Consider the following 14,191-nt stretch of genomic DNA (forward strand, 5'->3'; position numbering starts at 1 on the left):
GGCCTGCCGTCTCAAGTAAAGGCACCGCCGCCAGTGCGGTGCGTCGTTGGCCAGATACTCCCATGGCACTGCAAACACCGAAATCACCCTTTGGGGTGAGCAGGCAAAGCCCCCTGCCGGCTCACCCCAAAGGGTGATTCCGGGTACCGGCGGGGTGTGGGAGCATCAACCCGCCCCAGCGCTGCGAGCCACCCGCTCGACCTCCTTGCACAACACCCACCGGTATCGAGCCCGCTCGCATACCGCGGCGTCCTGCATCCCTTTCCAGGAGTTAGCAATGCATACAACAACAAGTACAGCCCATAGCCCTGCACATAGCCCGTCGCAACCCACCGCCAGCAACGGCCGTTTCCGCAAGTCCATGGGGCTGCCCGCCCTGGTGCTGTTCGGCCTGGCCTATATGGTCCCCCTGGCAGTGTTCACCACCTACGGGCTGGTCACCCAGATGACCAAGGGGCACCTGCCCACCGCCTACCTGCTGACCCTCGCCGCCATGCTGCTGACCGCCTACAGCTACGGCCGCATGGTCCAGGCCCACCCCTACTCCGGCTCGGTCTACACCTACACCCGCAAGGCCTTCGGCAGCCACATCGGTTTCATCGCCGGCTGGACCTTGCTGCTCGACTACATCTTCCTGCCGCTGCTCAGCTACCTGCTGATCGGCATCTACATGTCGGAGTACTTCCCGGCCATCCACGCCTGGGTGTGGGTGGCGGGCTCCATTGCCCTGGTCACCTTCCTCAACCTGATCGGCATCGAGTCGATCACCCGGGTGAACTGGATCCTGGTGGTGGTGCAACTGGTGTTCATCGTCGTGTTCGTCGCCCTGTCCATCCACAACCTCAGCGGGCAGGCGCAGCCGGTGTCGCTGCTGGCGCCGTTCCACCACGAAGGCTTCAGCGTGCCGTTGATCATGACCGGCGCCGCCGTGCTGTGCCTGTCGTTCCTGGGCTTCGATGCGGTCTCGACCATGGCCGAGGAAACCAGCAACCCCACCTACCGCATTCCCGTGGCGATCCTCGCCGTGTCGCTGATCGGCGGCATGTTGTTCCTGGTGGTGTCGTACTGCGCACAGATGGTGTTCCCTGACTGGGGCAGCTTCGCCGACCCGGACTCGGCGTCGGTGGACGTGATGCGCCGGGTCGGCGGCGAGCTGTTGGTGACCGCCTTCACCGCCACTTACGTGGCCGGCTGCTTCGCCTCGGCCATGGTGTCCCAGGCCAGCGTGTCGCGGGTGCTGTTCGCCATGGGCCGCGACGGTGCGTTGCCCCGTGCGTTCGGCCAGCTGGTGACGAAAAAGCGCGTACCGGCCACGGCCATCCTGCTGGTCAGCGTGCTGTCGCTGATTGCCTTGGTAATCACCCTCGACACGGTGGCCAACATGATCAGCTTTGGCGCGCTGTTCGCCTTCTCGGCGGTGAACCTGGCCGTGGTCAAGCACTACCTGATCGACCTCAAGCTGCGGGGTGGTCGCAACTACCTGCTGTATGGCGCCATTCCCGGCCTGGGCTTCCTCAGCACGCTGTGGCTGTGGAGCAGCCTGACCAGCCTGTCGTTCACCATCGGTTTGTGCTGGATGGGCATGGGCCTGGTAGTGCTGCTGGGGCTTACCCGGGCGTTCCGGGTAAAGCTGCCGGAGTTGCAGATGGCCGAGTGACACAAACAGCGCCCCCACAACCGCCTTGCCCAGACCTGGAAGCCTGCGCGGTCGTTGTGGGAGCGGGCGTGCCCGCGAACACCGGCAAAGCCGGTGCCATACACCGTGTCGGGCGCTTCGCGGGCGCGCCCGCTCCCACAGAAAATGGCACACGCTCGAACATCGTTCCTCAATAGCAGGCCACGCGATAACAGAACGTTATCACCTGATCTGCATTAATCATTATTCAGCACGCATTTCGCCCCCTACAGTCCCAGCCCAACGACTGTCATTGCCAACGGGAAACGAAATGTCCATCGAACATCGCCTGAACCACATCGCCGGCCAGCTCAGCGGCAACGGTGACGTGCTGCTGAACAGCGTCGACGCCCACACCGGCGAGCCACTGCCATACGCCTTCCACCAGGCGACCAGCGGCGAAGTCGAAGCCGCCGTGCAGGCCGCCGAGGCTGCCTACCCGGCCTACCGCAGCACCAGCCCGACACAGCGCGCCGCCTTCCTCGACGCCATCGCCAACGAACTGGACGCACTGGGCGATGACTTCGTCCAGCATGTGATGCGCGAAACCGCGCTGCCCGAGGCACGCATCCGCGGTGAACGCGCCCGCACCAGCAACCAACTGCGCCTGTTCGCCGATGTGGTGCGCCGTGGCGACTTCCTCGGTGCGCGCATCGACCGTGCGCTGCCCGAGCGCACCCCGCTGCCACGCCCGGACCTGCGCCAGTACCGCATCGGCGTCGGCCCGGTGGCTGTATTCGGTGCCAGCAACTTCCCGCTGGCCTTCTCCACCGCCGGCGGTGATACCGCCTCGGCGCTGGCGGCCGGCTGCCCGGTGGTGTTCAAGGCCCACAGCGGGCACATGCTAACCGCTGCCCACGTGGCCGCGGCCATTGACCGCGCGGTGACCGGCTGCGCCATGCCTGCAGGCGTGTTCAACATGATCTATGGCGCCGGCGTGGGCGAAGCACTGGTCAAGCACCCGGCCATCCAGGCGGTCGGCTTCACCGGTTCGCTGCGTGGCGGCCGCGCCCTGTGCGACATGGCGGCTGCGCGCCCGCAGCCGATCCCGGTGTTCGCCGAAATGAGCAGCATCAACCCGGTAATTGTCCTGCCCCAGGCCCTGCAGGCCCGTGGCGAGCAGGTAGCCGGCGAACTGGCCGCCTCGGTAGTGCTGGGTTGCGGGCAGTTCTGCACCAACCCGGGCCTGGTGGTGGGCATCAAGTCGCCGCAGTTCGAACGCTTCGTGCACACGCTGGTGGCGCGCATGGCCGACCAGGCGCCGCAGACCATGCTCAACGCTGGCACCCTGCGCAGCTACCAGAACGGTGTGCAGCACCTGCTGGCGCACCCTGGCATCCAGCACCTGGCCGGGCAGCCACAAGCCGGCAAGCAGGCCCAGCCGCAGCTGTTCAAGGCGGACGTGAGCCTGCTGCTGGACAGCGACCCGCTGCTGCAGGAAGAAGTGTTCGGCCCGACCACCGTGGTGGTGGAAGTGGCCGATGCCCAGCAACTGGCCGAAGCGCTGCGCCACCTGCAAGGCCAGCTGACGGCCACCCTGATTGCCGAACCGGACGACCTGCGTGCCTTTGCCACGCTGGTGCCGCTGCTGGAGCGCAAGGCCGGGCGCCTGCTGCTGAACGGCTACCCGACCGGCGTAGAGGTATCGGACGCGATGGTGCATGGCGGGCCATACCCGGCCACCTCCGATGCCCGAGGCACTTCGGTCGGTACCTTGGCCATCGACCGCTTCCTGCGCCCAGTGTGCTTCCAGAACTACCCGGATGCGCTGCTGCCGGATGCGCTGAAAAGTGCCAACCCGCTGGGGATTGCGCGGTTGGTGGATGGGGTGAGCAGCCGCGGGGCGGTTTGATCTGACATTGAGGTAGCCTGTACTGGCCTCTTCGCGGGCTCGCCCGCTCCCACAGGTACGGCACAGAATTCCAGAACTGTGCCGTACCTGTGGGAGCGGGCGAGCCCGCGAAGAGGCCGGCATAGGATTACCAGCCCTGTATACAATCCGCAAAAACCTTGCTTACAATGCCATGCGCCTATGACATCGGTAGTCGCCGATGCGTATTGCGACAGGCTTAAGCCATGTCATCTACAAATGCTCCAAGAACGCTACTGGTCAAGAACGCCGAACTTCTGGTCACCATGGACGGCGAACGCCGCGAGATCAGGAACGGCGGAATGTTCATCGAAGGCAACCTGATCCGCCAGGTCGGCCCCAGCGATACCCTGCCACAGCACGCCGATGTGGTGCTGGACATGGCCGGCAAGGTGGTCATCCCTGGCCTGGTCAACACCCACCACCACATGTACCAGAGCCTCACCCGCGTGGTGCCGGCAGCCCAGGACGGCGAGCTGTTCAACTGGTTGACCAACCTCTACCCGATCTGGGCACGCCTGACCCCCGAGATGATCGCGGTGTCGACCCAGACCGCCATGGCCGAACTGATCCTGTCCGGCTGCACCACCTCCAGCGACCACCTGTACATCTACCCCAACGGCTGCAAGCTCGACGACAGCATCCGTGCCGCCGACGAGATCGGCATGCGCTTCCACGCCGCGCGCGGCAGCATGAGCGTGGGCCGTAGCCAGGGCGGCCTGCCGCCTGATTCGGTGGTGGAGAAGGAAGCCGACATCCTCAAGGAATCCCAGCGCCTGATCGAGGACTATCACGACGCCAGCCACGGCTCGATGCGCCGCATCGTGGTGGCGCCCTGCTCGCCGTTCTCGGTCAGCCGCGACCTGATGCGCGAAGCAGCCGTGCTGGCGCGCCAGTACGGGGTGTCGTTGCACACCCACCTGGCCGAGAACGTCAACGACATCGCCTACAGCCGCGAGAAGTTCGGCATGACCCCCGCCGAATATGCCGAAGACCTCGGCTGGGTCGGCCACGACGTGTGGCACGCCCACTGTGTGCAACTCGACCAGCATGGCATCGAGCTGTTCGCCCGCACCGGCACGGGTGTCGCCCACTGCCCATGCTCGAACATGCGCCTGGCCTCGGGCATCGCCCCGGTGCGCAAGATGCGCGACCACGGGGTGCCGGTGGGCCTTGGGGTCGACGGTTCGGCATCCAACGACGGCGCCAGCATGATCGGTGAAGTGCGCCAGGCCCTGCTGCTGCAACGGGTGGGCTTCGGCCCCGACGCGATGACTGCACGCGAGGCGCTGGAAATTGCAACGCTCGGCGGTGCCAAGGTGCTCAACCGCAACGACATCGGCGCCCTGGCCCCAGGCATGGTGGCCGACTTCGTCGCCTTCGACCTCGGCCACGTGGCCTATGCCGGCGGCCACCACGACCCGCTGGCGGCGCTGGTGTTCTGCACCCCGACCCAGGTGCACACCAGTGTCATCAATGGCCGTGTGGTGGTGAAGGATGGCCAGCTGGCCACGGTCGACCTGCCACGGGTGCTGGAGCGCCACAACCAGTTGGCACGCCAGCTGGTCAGCGGCGAATAAGCAGCTATTCGGGGCCGCCTTGGCGGCCCATCGCCGGCAACGCTGCCGTGTCTTGCGAAATCAGAGGACCATGAGCATCTCATGCCAGGCCATGCCGCCGTGGTCCGACGGCGACGGTTTCACGTACTGATACCCCAGCTTCTGGTACAACGCCACATGCTGTTCCTTGCACATCAGGTGAATGGTCAGCTTGCCCGCCGCTTTCATGCGTGCGATGAATTCAACCATCAACTGCTTGGCGTAGCCTTTGCCCTGGTGCGCCGGGTCCACCACCACCGACATGATCACCACGTTTGGCGCCGCCGGGTCATGCCCGACCAGCTCCTTGAATGCCTCGTCGGACATCACCACTTCGTGGGCACAGCCGCTGTTGATGAAACCAACGATCTCGCCCGCGTTATCCAGCACCAGGAAGCCCTGCGGATACTGCGCGATGCGGGTGCGTATCTTCTCCAGCGTGGCCGCCTCATCGCCTTCATAGGCACCGATTTCGATGGCGTAGCAGCGTTCGGCGTCGGCGGCTGTGGGGGTGCGGAACTGAGGGGCGCTCATGGAGGGATTCCTTGGTAATGGCTAAAAACAGCCGCCATGGTAAATGAGCGCCGCTGCCACAGGTACAGCTTGTACCCGAAACCTGCGCAGTAACCGAACACATCCACCGCGTCGCCTGCTTCGCGGGCATGCCCGCTCCCACAGGTACTGCGTTGGCTTCGGGATCACGCTGTACCTGTGGGAGCGTCCGTGGCCGCGAACACCGGCGCAGCCGGTGCCATCCACCGCGCAGTCTGCTTCGCGGGTGAACCCGCTCCCACAGGTACGGCGCAGGCTTTCGGGCTCACGCTGTACCTGTGGGAGCGGCTTTAGCCGCGAACACCGGCGAAGCCGGTGCCATCCACCGCGTCGCCTGCTTCGCGAGCATGCACGGATGTTCAGCCCACCGATTTCAACGGCACACGCCCACTCAGCCGCTCGAGCATGGTCGCGCAGTACCAGTCATCGAACTGGCACACCCCGTTCTCGGCATTCTCCGAGAACGGCCCGGATTCATAGCTGGGCGAAGAAACGCCCGCATGAGTCCCTTCCACCAAGCGGCGGTCCTGGTCGTTGGTCGCCAGCCATACCTTGGTCAACCGGTCGAGGTCATAGTCGACCCCTTCCACCGCCGACTCCGGCACCAGCCACTTGGTAGTCACCAAGGTTTCCCCCGGGCCAATCGGCAGCACGCGGAAACTCAGCGCGTGGTCGCCAAGGAAATGGTTCCAGGTAGAGGGATAGTTGAAGTACAGCAAGGCACCGATATCCGCCTCGCCACTGCTGTCCAACCGCCCGTTGACGGCGGGCTTGCCGTCCATGGTGTAGCTGACGGCGCCGGCCGAGAGCGGGATGCGGGTCATGCGGAAGCGCCCCAGCGGGTCCATGACCAGGCGGCTGGGCATGCCGGCCGTTTCACAGCGGGTCCAGTGGGCCACCAGCTCCGGATCATCGTCACCGCCCACACCGGCCACCGACAGGTTCTCGACGAACGAGTTGAGCAGCTCGGGGTGGGTGCCGTCGCAGTGGTAGCACTCGCGGTTGTTTTCGAACACCAGCTTCCAGTTGCCCTTCTCGATCAGGTTGGACTCGAAGGCGACCTTGCAGTTTTCCAGGCCGTGCGGGGCGATGAAGGGGCTGACCGCCGCGCGGAAGCTGCTGAAGTCCGGCGCCTGTTGCGCCACGCACACGTAGATGTAGGTGTGGACGACCTCCACATGCACCGGCTTGAGGTTGTATTGCGACTTGTCGAAATCCGCGCCCATGTTGCCGGCATAGATCAGGTTGCCATCCAGCTCGAATGTCCACTTGTGGTAAGGGCACACCAGCTTGGCGACTTTACCCGCAGCGTGTTCGCACACCTTGGCACCGCGGTGGCGGCAGGCATTGTGGAACGCGCGCACTTCGCCGTCCTTGCCACGCACGACAGCCACCGGGTAGTCGCCGATCTGCAGGGTGAAATACTGGCCGGCCTTGGGAATCTCGAATGTATGGCCGGCGAAGACCCAATCCTTGTGCCAGATTTGCTCAAGGTCCTGACGATACACTTCCGGGTCCAGATACAGTTCCCGGGGCAATACATGCCGCGGTTTGCGCTGTTTGATCAGGCCAATGACGGATTCATTGCTATTCATTATTATCCTCCAGCCACACGGTGTTCACGACAACCGCTGACAATTACCGAACCATTATTCTTGTAACCAGCCAACTGAAACTTTCTCGCAAGTTAAACTTCAGCCCTGCCCGCTTCAAACGACATTTTCAAAGCACAATTCATAATGCGTTGTTATGCATTGACGGTTTCAGACTTTCCACCAGGTAAACTTTGACAGCACCCAGTCGCGTACCCGCCCGCAGGCGTCGTAATCGGTATTTTCCTTGCAGGCCAGGTAATGCAGGCTGTTGCGCAACGTGACTTGTTCACGCACCGGCCTGGTCAACCGGCCCTGCTCGACCAGGCTGGCCACCAGCTGGTTCCAGCCCAGGGCAACCCCCTGGTGGGCCAGCACCATGTTGATGATCAGGCTGTAGTCATTGGCATGGAACAGTGGTGGGCTGTCGGCGCCACGCTCATCGATGTCCACGTTGTGGAATGCCAGCCACACACTCCAGTCCACATGCTCGGCCACACCAGCCCGGCCGTACGGGCTCAAGTCCAGCAGCGCGCTGTTGCACAGGCCTTGCAGCGTGCCGATCTCGGGGTGACGCGCGAGGTACTGCGGCGTGCAAACCGGGTAAATCACGTCATGGCACAGCGGGTAGATGGTGTAGGCATCACCCACATTGGCGAACTTGGAGATGATCACATCCGGCTCCACACCCGGCTCCCGCGTCAGAAAGTTTTGCGTGGTGATCAGGTTGAGCTCGATATCCGGGTTGTTGGCGCGAAACTCGTTGATGTGATGCGACAACCAGAACGCGGAAAACGCCGGGGAGCAACAAATCGTCAGCACGTGCTTTTCCAGCGGTGTATGGCGTATCCGCTCCGCCGCCTGGGCAATATTGACGAATGACAACTGCGACGCCTCGAAAAACACCGAACCTGCCGGGGTAAGTTCAACCGCACGGCCCACGCGCTCGAACAACTGGGCGCTCAGGTAAGTTTCCAATTCACGAATCTGCCGGCTGATCGCCGCCTGCGATACACACAGCGCCTCTGCGGCCCGGGTGAAACTCTGGTACTTGGCTGCCGCGACAAACGCTTTGACAGCACGTAACGAAGGCATGCGAAGTAACAGGGTATCGGGATCAACTTGCCGCTGTGACATCCTGGTGTGTTCTCCTCATTCCGCGTACAAGACACTTGAATCGTACACAGCAGGTAAAAAAACACATCGGCACTTAAATTACTTTACGCATAACCTTGGGTTATGCGAAGAATCGCCGAACTCACCAATAACACTGGGTTATCAAAGAAACCGCACAAAATGTCGTTGGACTTCATCCTTGCTGCACCCATACATTAGTCGCCGACCTGTATGCCAGATCCACCCGCCTGGAATGGCTTTCACTCTATTAGTCAGCCGAACCTCGGGCCTCGGCATCTGGGTGACACATGACAATAACTACAAGAACATTCAGCCACACCTTCAAAGAGCGCAACCTGGGGTTCATGGCACAACCCATCACGCGCCCCAAGCCGTCGCGGGTCGGTTTTCTGCTGCTGGAGAACTTTTCCCTGCCCAGTTTCACCCAGGCGCTGGATGTGCTGGTCACCGCCAACCTGATCGCCCCTGGCTCGATCAGGGTGCATACCTTCAGCCACAACCACAACGAAGTGATGAGCGACCTGGCCATCCCCATTCGCCCAGACACGCCGCTGACCGATGTGCGCCTGTGCGACCTGGACATCATGGTGGTCTGCGGTGGCTTGCGGGCCGCGCGCACGGTACCCGGCTGGCTGACCGCCCTGCTGAAGCGGCTGGCCAGGTTCCCGGTGGTGCTGGGCGGCTTGTGGAACGGCGCCTGGTACCTGGGCAGCGCCGGCCTGCTCGACGGCTACCGCTGCGCCATCCACCCCGAGCAGCGCATTGCCCTGGCCGAGCGGGTGCCGCACGCATTGGTCACCCACGATGCCCTGGTGCTCGACCGCGACCGGCTGACCGCCGCCTCGCCGGCGGGCGCCTTCGAAATGATGCTGCAGTGGCTGAACATTGGCTGCTGCCGCGCGCTGGCCGATGCGGTGCTCGACACGCTGGACCACGACCAAAGCAAGTTCCGCAGCGTGCAAAAACCCCTGCAGCCCAAGGTCAGCCGGCCCATGCGCGAAATCATCAAGCTGATGGAGGCCAACCTCGAGGAGCCGCTGTCACCCGGGCAGTTGTCCCAGGCTGTCGGTTTGTCCGTACGCCAGGTGCAGCGCCTGTTCAAGGACCAGCTCGACACCACCCCGCAGAAATACTACTTCCAGTTGCGCATTACCGAAGCGCGGCGCCTGATCCAGAACTCCAATGCATCGATCTTCGATGTGTCCATCGCCTGCGGCTTTGTGTCGTGCACCCACTTCAGCAGGTCCTACAGTGCGTTCTTCGGCCACCCACCTTCAAAAGAAGTGCGCTATGAAATTTGAAATACAAGGAGCGCGCAAGGAAGGTTTCTGAACAGGCCGTCCCCGGCACTGACAATAAAAACAATCGTATAGCCATCGATCACTGAATTTTCGAGATGGCTTCACGGCCCCGCTTTGGAGGCCGCGCTGCCCTTTTACTCGAAAAACCATATCGGGAGACAAGAATGACAAGTCCACATATCTCAGTCGAAGATGTACCGCTGAACAGGTTCCACAAACTTCTCACGCTGCGCTCTGGCGGTGGCTCGTTCGTCGATGGCTATGTCCTGAGCATTATCGGCGTCGCCCTGGCGCACATCAGCACTGCGTTGTCATTGAACAGCTTCTGGGAAGGCCTGATCGCCGCCTCGGCGCTGATCGGTATTTTCTTTGGCGGCTTCCTCGGCGGCTGGCTGACCGATCGCCTTGGCCGCAAGCGCCTGTTCTTCGTCGGGCCAACCTTGTTCATCGTCGCCTCGCTCGGGCAGTTCTGGGCCGACTCGGCCTTGGCCATCTTCCTGCTGCGGCTGGTCATCGGCATTGCGGTCGGCATCGAATACCCGGTTGCCACCTCGCTGCTGGTCGAGTTCATGCCCCGCAAGTACCGCGGCCCACGCCTGGCCATGCTCACCATCCTCTGGTTTGCCGGTGCAGCGGCTGCCTACATCGTCGGCGAACTGCTGCTGCGCACCGGTGCCGAGGACGCCTGGCGCCTGGTACTGGCCAGCTCCGCGACCATTGGCCTGGCCCTTTTCATGGTCCGTATCGGCACCCCCGAATCACCGCGCTGGCTGCTGAGCAAAGGCCGCAGCGCCGAGGCAGAACAGGTGATCAAGGCGGTATATGGCAATGACTTTTCCCTGCGCAACCTGCCCGAGCAGGGCACCGAGCACAAAGTGAACATCTGGAGCCTGCTGTATGCCGGTTATGGCAAGCGCATGCTGTTCGTCATCGTGTTCTGGACCTGTTGCATCATCCCGCTGTTCTCGGTCTATGCGTTTGCGCCCAAGGTGCTGGCGGCGCTGAATGTGAAAGGTGACAGCGCCTCGATCGGTTCGGTACTGATCACGCTGTTCTTCGTGGTCGGCTGCATGGTCGCCACCCGCCTGATCAACGTCATCGGCCGCCGTAACCTGTTGCTGTACAGCTTCCTGGTGTCGGGGCTGGCCTTGCTGTGCCTGGGCGCGTTCCACAGCAGCGCGGGTATCTGGATCCTGGTGTTCTTCGCCCTGTATGCGTTGTTCATTGGCGGTGCCCAGGTGCTGACGCTGGTCTACCCGAACGAAATCTTCCCCACGGAAATCCGCGCCTTCGCGGTCGGCATGGGCACCTCCGTCTCGCGAATCGGCGCGGCAGTGGGTACCTACCTGGTGCCGGTTTCGTTAGACGTGCTGGGTATTGCGCAAACCATGTACGTGGCCGCTGCCATCACTTTCTTCGGGCTGCTGCTGTCCTGGGCCCTGGCCCCGGAAACCCGTTCGCTGAACCTGCAACAGGCGGCCGCCCTGGGCTAACGGTGCATGGCACCGGCTGCGCCGGTGTTCGCGGCTGAAGCCGCTCCCACAGGGGGGCGCGCCAACCGACTATCTGTTTTGAAGCGCAGAAGTTCTACAAGTTGTTGCCGCTGCGAACTTTTTCCCGTTTACCGGTCTATGTGGGAGGCACAGAAAGGTAGCGGAACGCGAGACAAGCTTCGCCGACCACCTGCTGGCCAGATGGCTCAATTGTTATCAGAGGTTGGCTTCGCTCATGAAAATACATGTCGCAAGGTTGATGTTGCTCGGCCTGTTCTCGTGCGCGGCGATGGGCACGGCATCGGCAACACAAATGAAGGCGCCCGTAGTGGCAGCCCCGGCGGTTCAATCACCGTTGCAGCCTGCCGGCAACCCCTGGTCCAGGGTGGCCAGTGTGGCCGATGAACAGCCAGCCACGCTGCTGGCCCACGATGACGACCGCTGGCATGACCACCGCAGCGACTGGCGCCGCGAACAATGGCGCCGCGAGCAGGCCCGCCGTGATTGGGAGCGCCGGCGAGACTGGGAACGCCGACGCGACTGGGAACGGCGCCGCGACTGGGAGCACCGCCATGAGCGGGCCATGCACCACCGCTACAACGATGACTACCGCTACTATCGCCGTTGACCGCAAGCAGCCAACGCGCCCCCTGTAGGAGCGGCCTTGTGTCGCGATCGGGCCGCAAAGCGGCCCCACGATTTCAGCATTGAAGCAGATATCGCCGGGGCCGCTCTGCGGCCCGATCGCGACACAAGGCCGCTCCTACAAGGTCCGCGCCAGTCAGTCAGGTGGGGGTATCCCCCGCCGCCTCGGCCTCCATCTTCAAACGGTCGGCCTTGCAAATGTACTTGGGCTTGCGCGGCGCCAGCTTGGCGCTGGCCTTCTTGGCATGCGCCTGCAGTAGCTGCTTGATCTTCTTGCGACGGTTCATTCTCACTCGACCTGTCAGTCCGGTTTGGCTGAACACATCATACCTTGCCTGGGCCAGCGTCTCGTTGACGTTATTTTCACGCTCGGCAGATTAGCGTCACGCCCTTTCCGGCCACGGGCACATCCGCTGGCCGCCAAGTACGACGAGGCATACGTGTCACACACTCCATCCCCCTCCTCGCCCAAACGCGTGGACTGGGCCGGCCTGGGCTGGCTTTTGCTGTTCTTCTGGTACTTCTCGGGCGTGACCCAGGCGTTGCTGCTGTTCAGTGGTACCACCGGGTTCGCCGGTTTTCGCGATGCATTCTTCCTCAGCAGCCTGTGGCTGGCCCCGGTACTGCTGCTGCCGCGCTTCACTCGCGCCACGGCAGCGGTCATCGGCCTGGTGTTGTGGGCTGCTTCGCTGGTGGGCCTGAGCTACTTCGGCATCTATCGCCAGGAGTTCTCGCAAAGCGTCATCTTCGTGATGTTCGAGTCCAACACCGCCGAAGCCGGTGAGTACTTCAGCCAGTACTTCAGCGCCTGGCTGGGCCTGGCACTGCTGCTGTACACGCTGGTGGCGGTGCTGCTGTGGAAGCGCGTACGCCCGGTCAGCCTGCCGCTGCGCAGCCGCCTGCCGGTGGTCGCCCTGTTGCTGCTGGCCAACCTGGTGTACCCGTTCTACAAGCAGATGGTCACCCAGGAACGCAGCTTCGCCGACGCGGCGGAAAAGGTGCAGCAGCGCATGGAGCCCGCCGTGCCCTGGCAACTGCTGGTCGGCTACCGCCAGTACCGCCAGCAGCTGGACAACATGCAGGAGCTGCTGGCCAAGAACGCCGCGCTGCCGCCCCTGCAAAACCTGCGGGACAGCAGCGGTGCAGCGCCGCGCACGCTGGTGCTGGTGCTGGGCGAATCCACCACCCGCGAGCACATGCACCTGTACGGCTACAACCGCGATACCACGCCCAACCTCGATGCGCTGGCCGCCAGCGACAAGAGCCTGACGGTGTTCCGCAACGTGGTGTCACCACGCCCGTACACCATCGAAGTGATGCAGCAGATCCTCACCTTCGGCGACGAGCAGAACCCGGACCGCTTCCTCACCGACCCGTCGCTGATCAACCTGATGAAACAGGCCGGCTACAAGACCTTCTGGATCACCAACCAGCAGACCATGACCAAGCGCAACACCATGCTGACCACCTTCTCGCAGCAGACGGACGCGCCGGTGTACCTGAACAACCAGCGCAACCAGAATGCCAGCCAGTACGACGACGTGGTGCTGACGCCATTCGAGAAGGCCCTGCAGGACCCGGCGCCGAACAAGTTCATCATCGTGCATCTGCTGGGTACGCACATGGACTATCGCTACCGCTACCCGAACGACTACGCGCACTTCAACGACCGCCAGGGGGTGCCCGGCAAGCTGACCGATGACCAGGTGGAAACCTACAACTTCTACGACAACGCGGTGCGCTACAACGACTACGTGGTGTCGAGCCTGATCAAGCGTTACTCGGCCAGTACCTCCAATGGCTTCCTGCTGTACCTGTCCGACCATGGGGAAGATGTGTACAGCTCTGGCAACCACGACCGCCTGGGGCGCAACGAAGGCGCGCCGACCCGGCCGATGTACACCATCCCGTTTTTGCTGTGGACTTCGCCCAGCTGGCAGGCCGAGCACCCGCGCGACTTGCAGGCGATGGCCGACCGGCCCTACAGCAGCTCGCACCTGATCCATACCCTGTCCGACCTGGCCGGGCTGAGCTATGACCGTTACGAACCGGCCAAGAGCCTGGTGAGCCCGCAGTTCGTGGTGGCACCACGCTGGATTGGCGACCCGTACCGCAAGGATGGGCTGCGCGAGTTCGACCACCTGCCGCTGGACAAGGCCGAGCGGGGGCAGGAGACGGTCAGTAGTGGCAAGACACAGAACGCTGGACGCCTGAACTGATTGCCTTGTAGGAGCGGCCTTGTGTCGCGATGGGCTGCAAAGCAGCCCCACTGGCCCTGCACCGCGAACAAAGGTTTACCGCCCCAGCGTAAAACGCCATGCTTGGCGC

Annotated in this window: 11 protein-coding genes; 7 read left to right on the forward strand and 4 right to left on the reverse strand. The window is 63.1% G+C overall.

Going from position 1 to position 14,191, the window contains the following annotated elements:
- The first annotated feature begins 277 nt into the window (after positions 1 to 277).
- The 3 genes from CAG34_RS23220 (at position 278) to CAG34_RS23235 (ending at position 5,125) form a co-directional block, all read left to right on the forward strand.
- Positions 278 to 1,657, forward strand: coding sequence for an APC family permease (locus CAG34_RS23220; protein ID WP_085592640.1), 1,380 nt, complete (start codon positions 278 to 280; stop codon positions 1,655 to 1,657).
- Between the two features lie 289 nt (positions 1,658 to 1,946).
- Positions 1,947 to 3,527, forward strand: coding sequence for an aldehyde dehydrogenase (NADP(+)) (locus CAG34_RS23225; RefSeq protein WP_085592642.1), 1,581 nt, complete (start codon positions 1,947 to 1,949; stop codon positions 3,525 to 3,527).
- 224 nt (positions 3,528 to 3,751) lie between these two features.
- Complete coding sequence (locus CAG34_RS23235; protein WP_085592644.1) at positions 3,752 to 5,125, forward strand: 8-oxoguanine deaminase; 1,374 nt, start codon at positions 3,752 to 3,754, stop codon at positions 5,123 to 5,125.
- 60 nt (positions 5,126 to 5,185) lie between these two features.
- On the opposite strand, the gene CAG34_RS23240 is transcribed toward CAG34_RS23235, so the two are convergent.
- The 3 genes from CAG34_RS23240 to CAG34_RS23250 form a co-directional block, all read right to left on the reverse strand.
- Complete coding sequence (locus tag CAG34_RS23240; RefSeq protein WP_085592646.1) at positions 5,186 to 5,677, reverse strand: GNAT family N-acetyltransferase; 492 nt, start codon at positions 5,675 to 5,677, stop codon at positions 5,186 to 5,188.
- Between the two features lie 377 nt (positions 5,678 to 6,054).
- Complete coding sequence (locus CAG34_RS23245) at positions 6,055 to 7,290, reverse strand: SRPBCC family protein (protein WP_085592648.1); 1,236 nt, start codon at positions 7,288 to 7,290, stop codon at positions 6,055 to 6,057.
- A 168-nt stretch (positions 7,291 to 7,458) separates the two neighbouring features.
- On the reverse strand, positions 7,459 to 8,382 hold the full coding sequence (locus CAG34_RS23250; RefSeq protein ID WP_249352826.1) for a LysR family transcriptional regulator: 924 nt from the start codon (positions 8,380 to 8,382) through the stop codon (positions 7,459 to 7,461).
- A 386-nt stretch (positions 8,383 to 8,768) separates the two neighbouring features.
- On the opposite strand from CAG34_RS23250, the gene CAG34_RS23255 reads away from it, so the two are divergent.
- The 3 genes from CAG34_RS23255 to CAG34_RS23265 all read left to right on the forward strand — a co-directional run bounded on the left by CAG34_RS23255 (position 8,769) and on the right by CAG34_RS23265 (position 11,846).
- The gene (locus CAG34_RS23255) at positions 8,769 to 9,725 is read left to right on the forward strand and encodes a GlxA family transcriptional regulator (protein WP_256573574.1); all 957 of its coding nucleotides are present in this window, start codon (positions 8,769 to 8,771) and stop codon (positions 9,723 to 9,725) included.
- Positions 9,726 to 9,889: 164 nt separating this feature from the next.
- Positions 9,890 to 11,218, forward strand: a complete 1,329-nt coding sequence (locus tag CAG34_RS23260) for an MFS transporter (protein WP_085592652.1) — start codon at positions 9,890 to 9,892, stop codon at positions 11,216 to 11,218.
- A 259-nt stretch (positions 11,219 to 11,477) separates the two neighbouring features.
- Positions 11,478 to 11,846, forward strand: a complete 369-nt coding sequence (locus CAG34_RS23265; protein WP_085592654.1) for a hypothetical protein — start codon at positions 11,478 to 11,480, stop codon at positions 11,844 to 11,846.
- 157 nt (positions 11,847 to 12,003) lie between these two features.
- Here CAG34_RS23265 and CAG34_RS23270 read toward each other — a convergent pair whose 3' ends face one another.
- A complete protein-coding gene (locus tag CAG34_RS23270; protein WP_023662626.1) occupies positions 12,004 to 12,150 on the reverse strand; it encodes a DUF2986 domain-containing protein in 147 nt (48 codons plus the stop codon).
- Positions 12,151 to 12,303: 153 nt separating this feature from the next.
- Between CAG34_RS23270 and CAG34_RS23275 the strand changes: the two genes are divergently transcribed.
- Positions 12,304 to 14,082 carry a phosphoethanolamine transferase CptA gene (locus tag CAG34_RS23275; protein ID WP_085592656.1) on the forward strand — a complete coding sequence of 593 codons (1,779 nt, stop codon included), beginning with the start codon at positions 12,304 to 12,306 and terminating at the stop codon, positions 14,080 to 14,082.
- The last annotated feature ends 109 nt before the right edge of the window (positions 14,083 to 14,191 follow it).

Source organism: Pseudomonas sp. B14(2017), from assembly GCF_002113255.1.
Taxonomy (GTDB): domain Bacteria; phylum Pseudomonadota; class Gammaproteobacteria; order Pseudomonadales; family Pseudomonadaceae; genus Aquipseudomonas; species Aquipseudomonas putida_Z.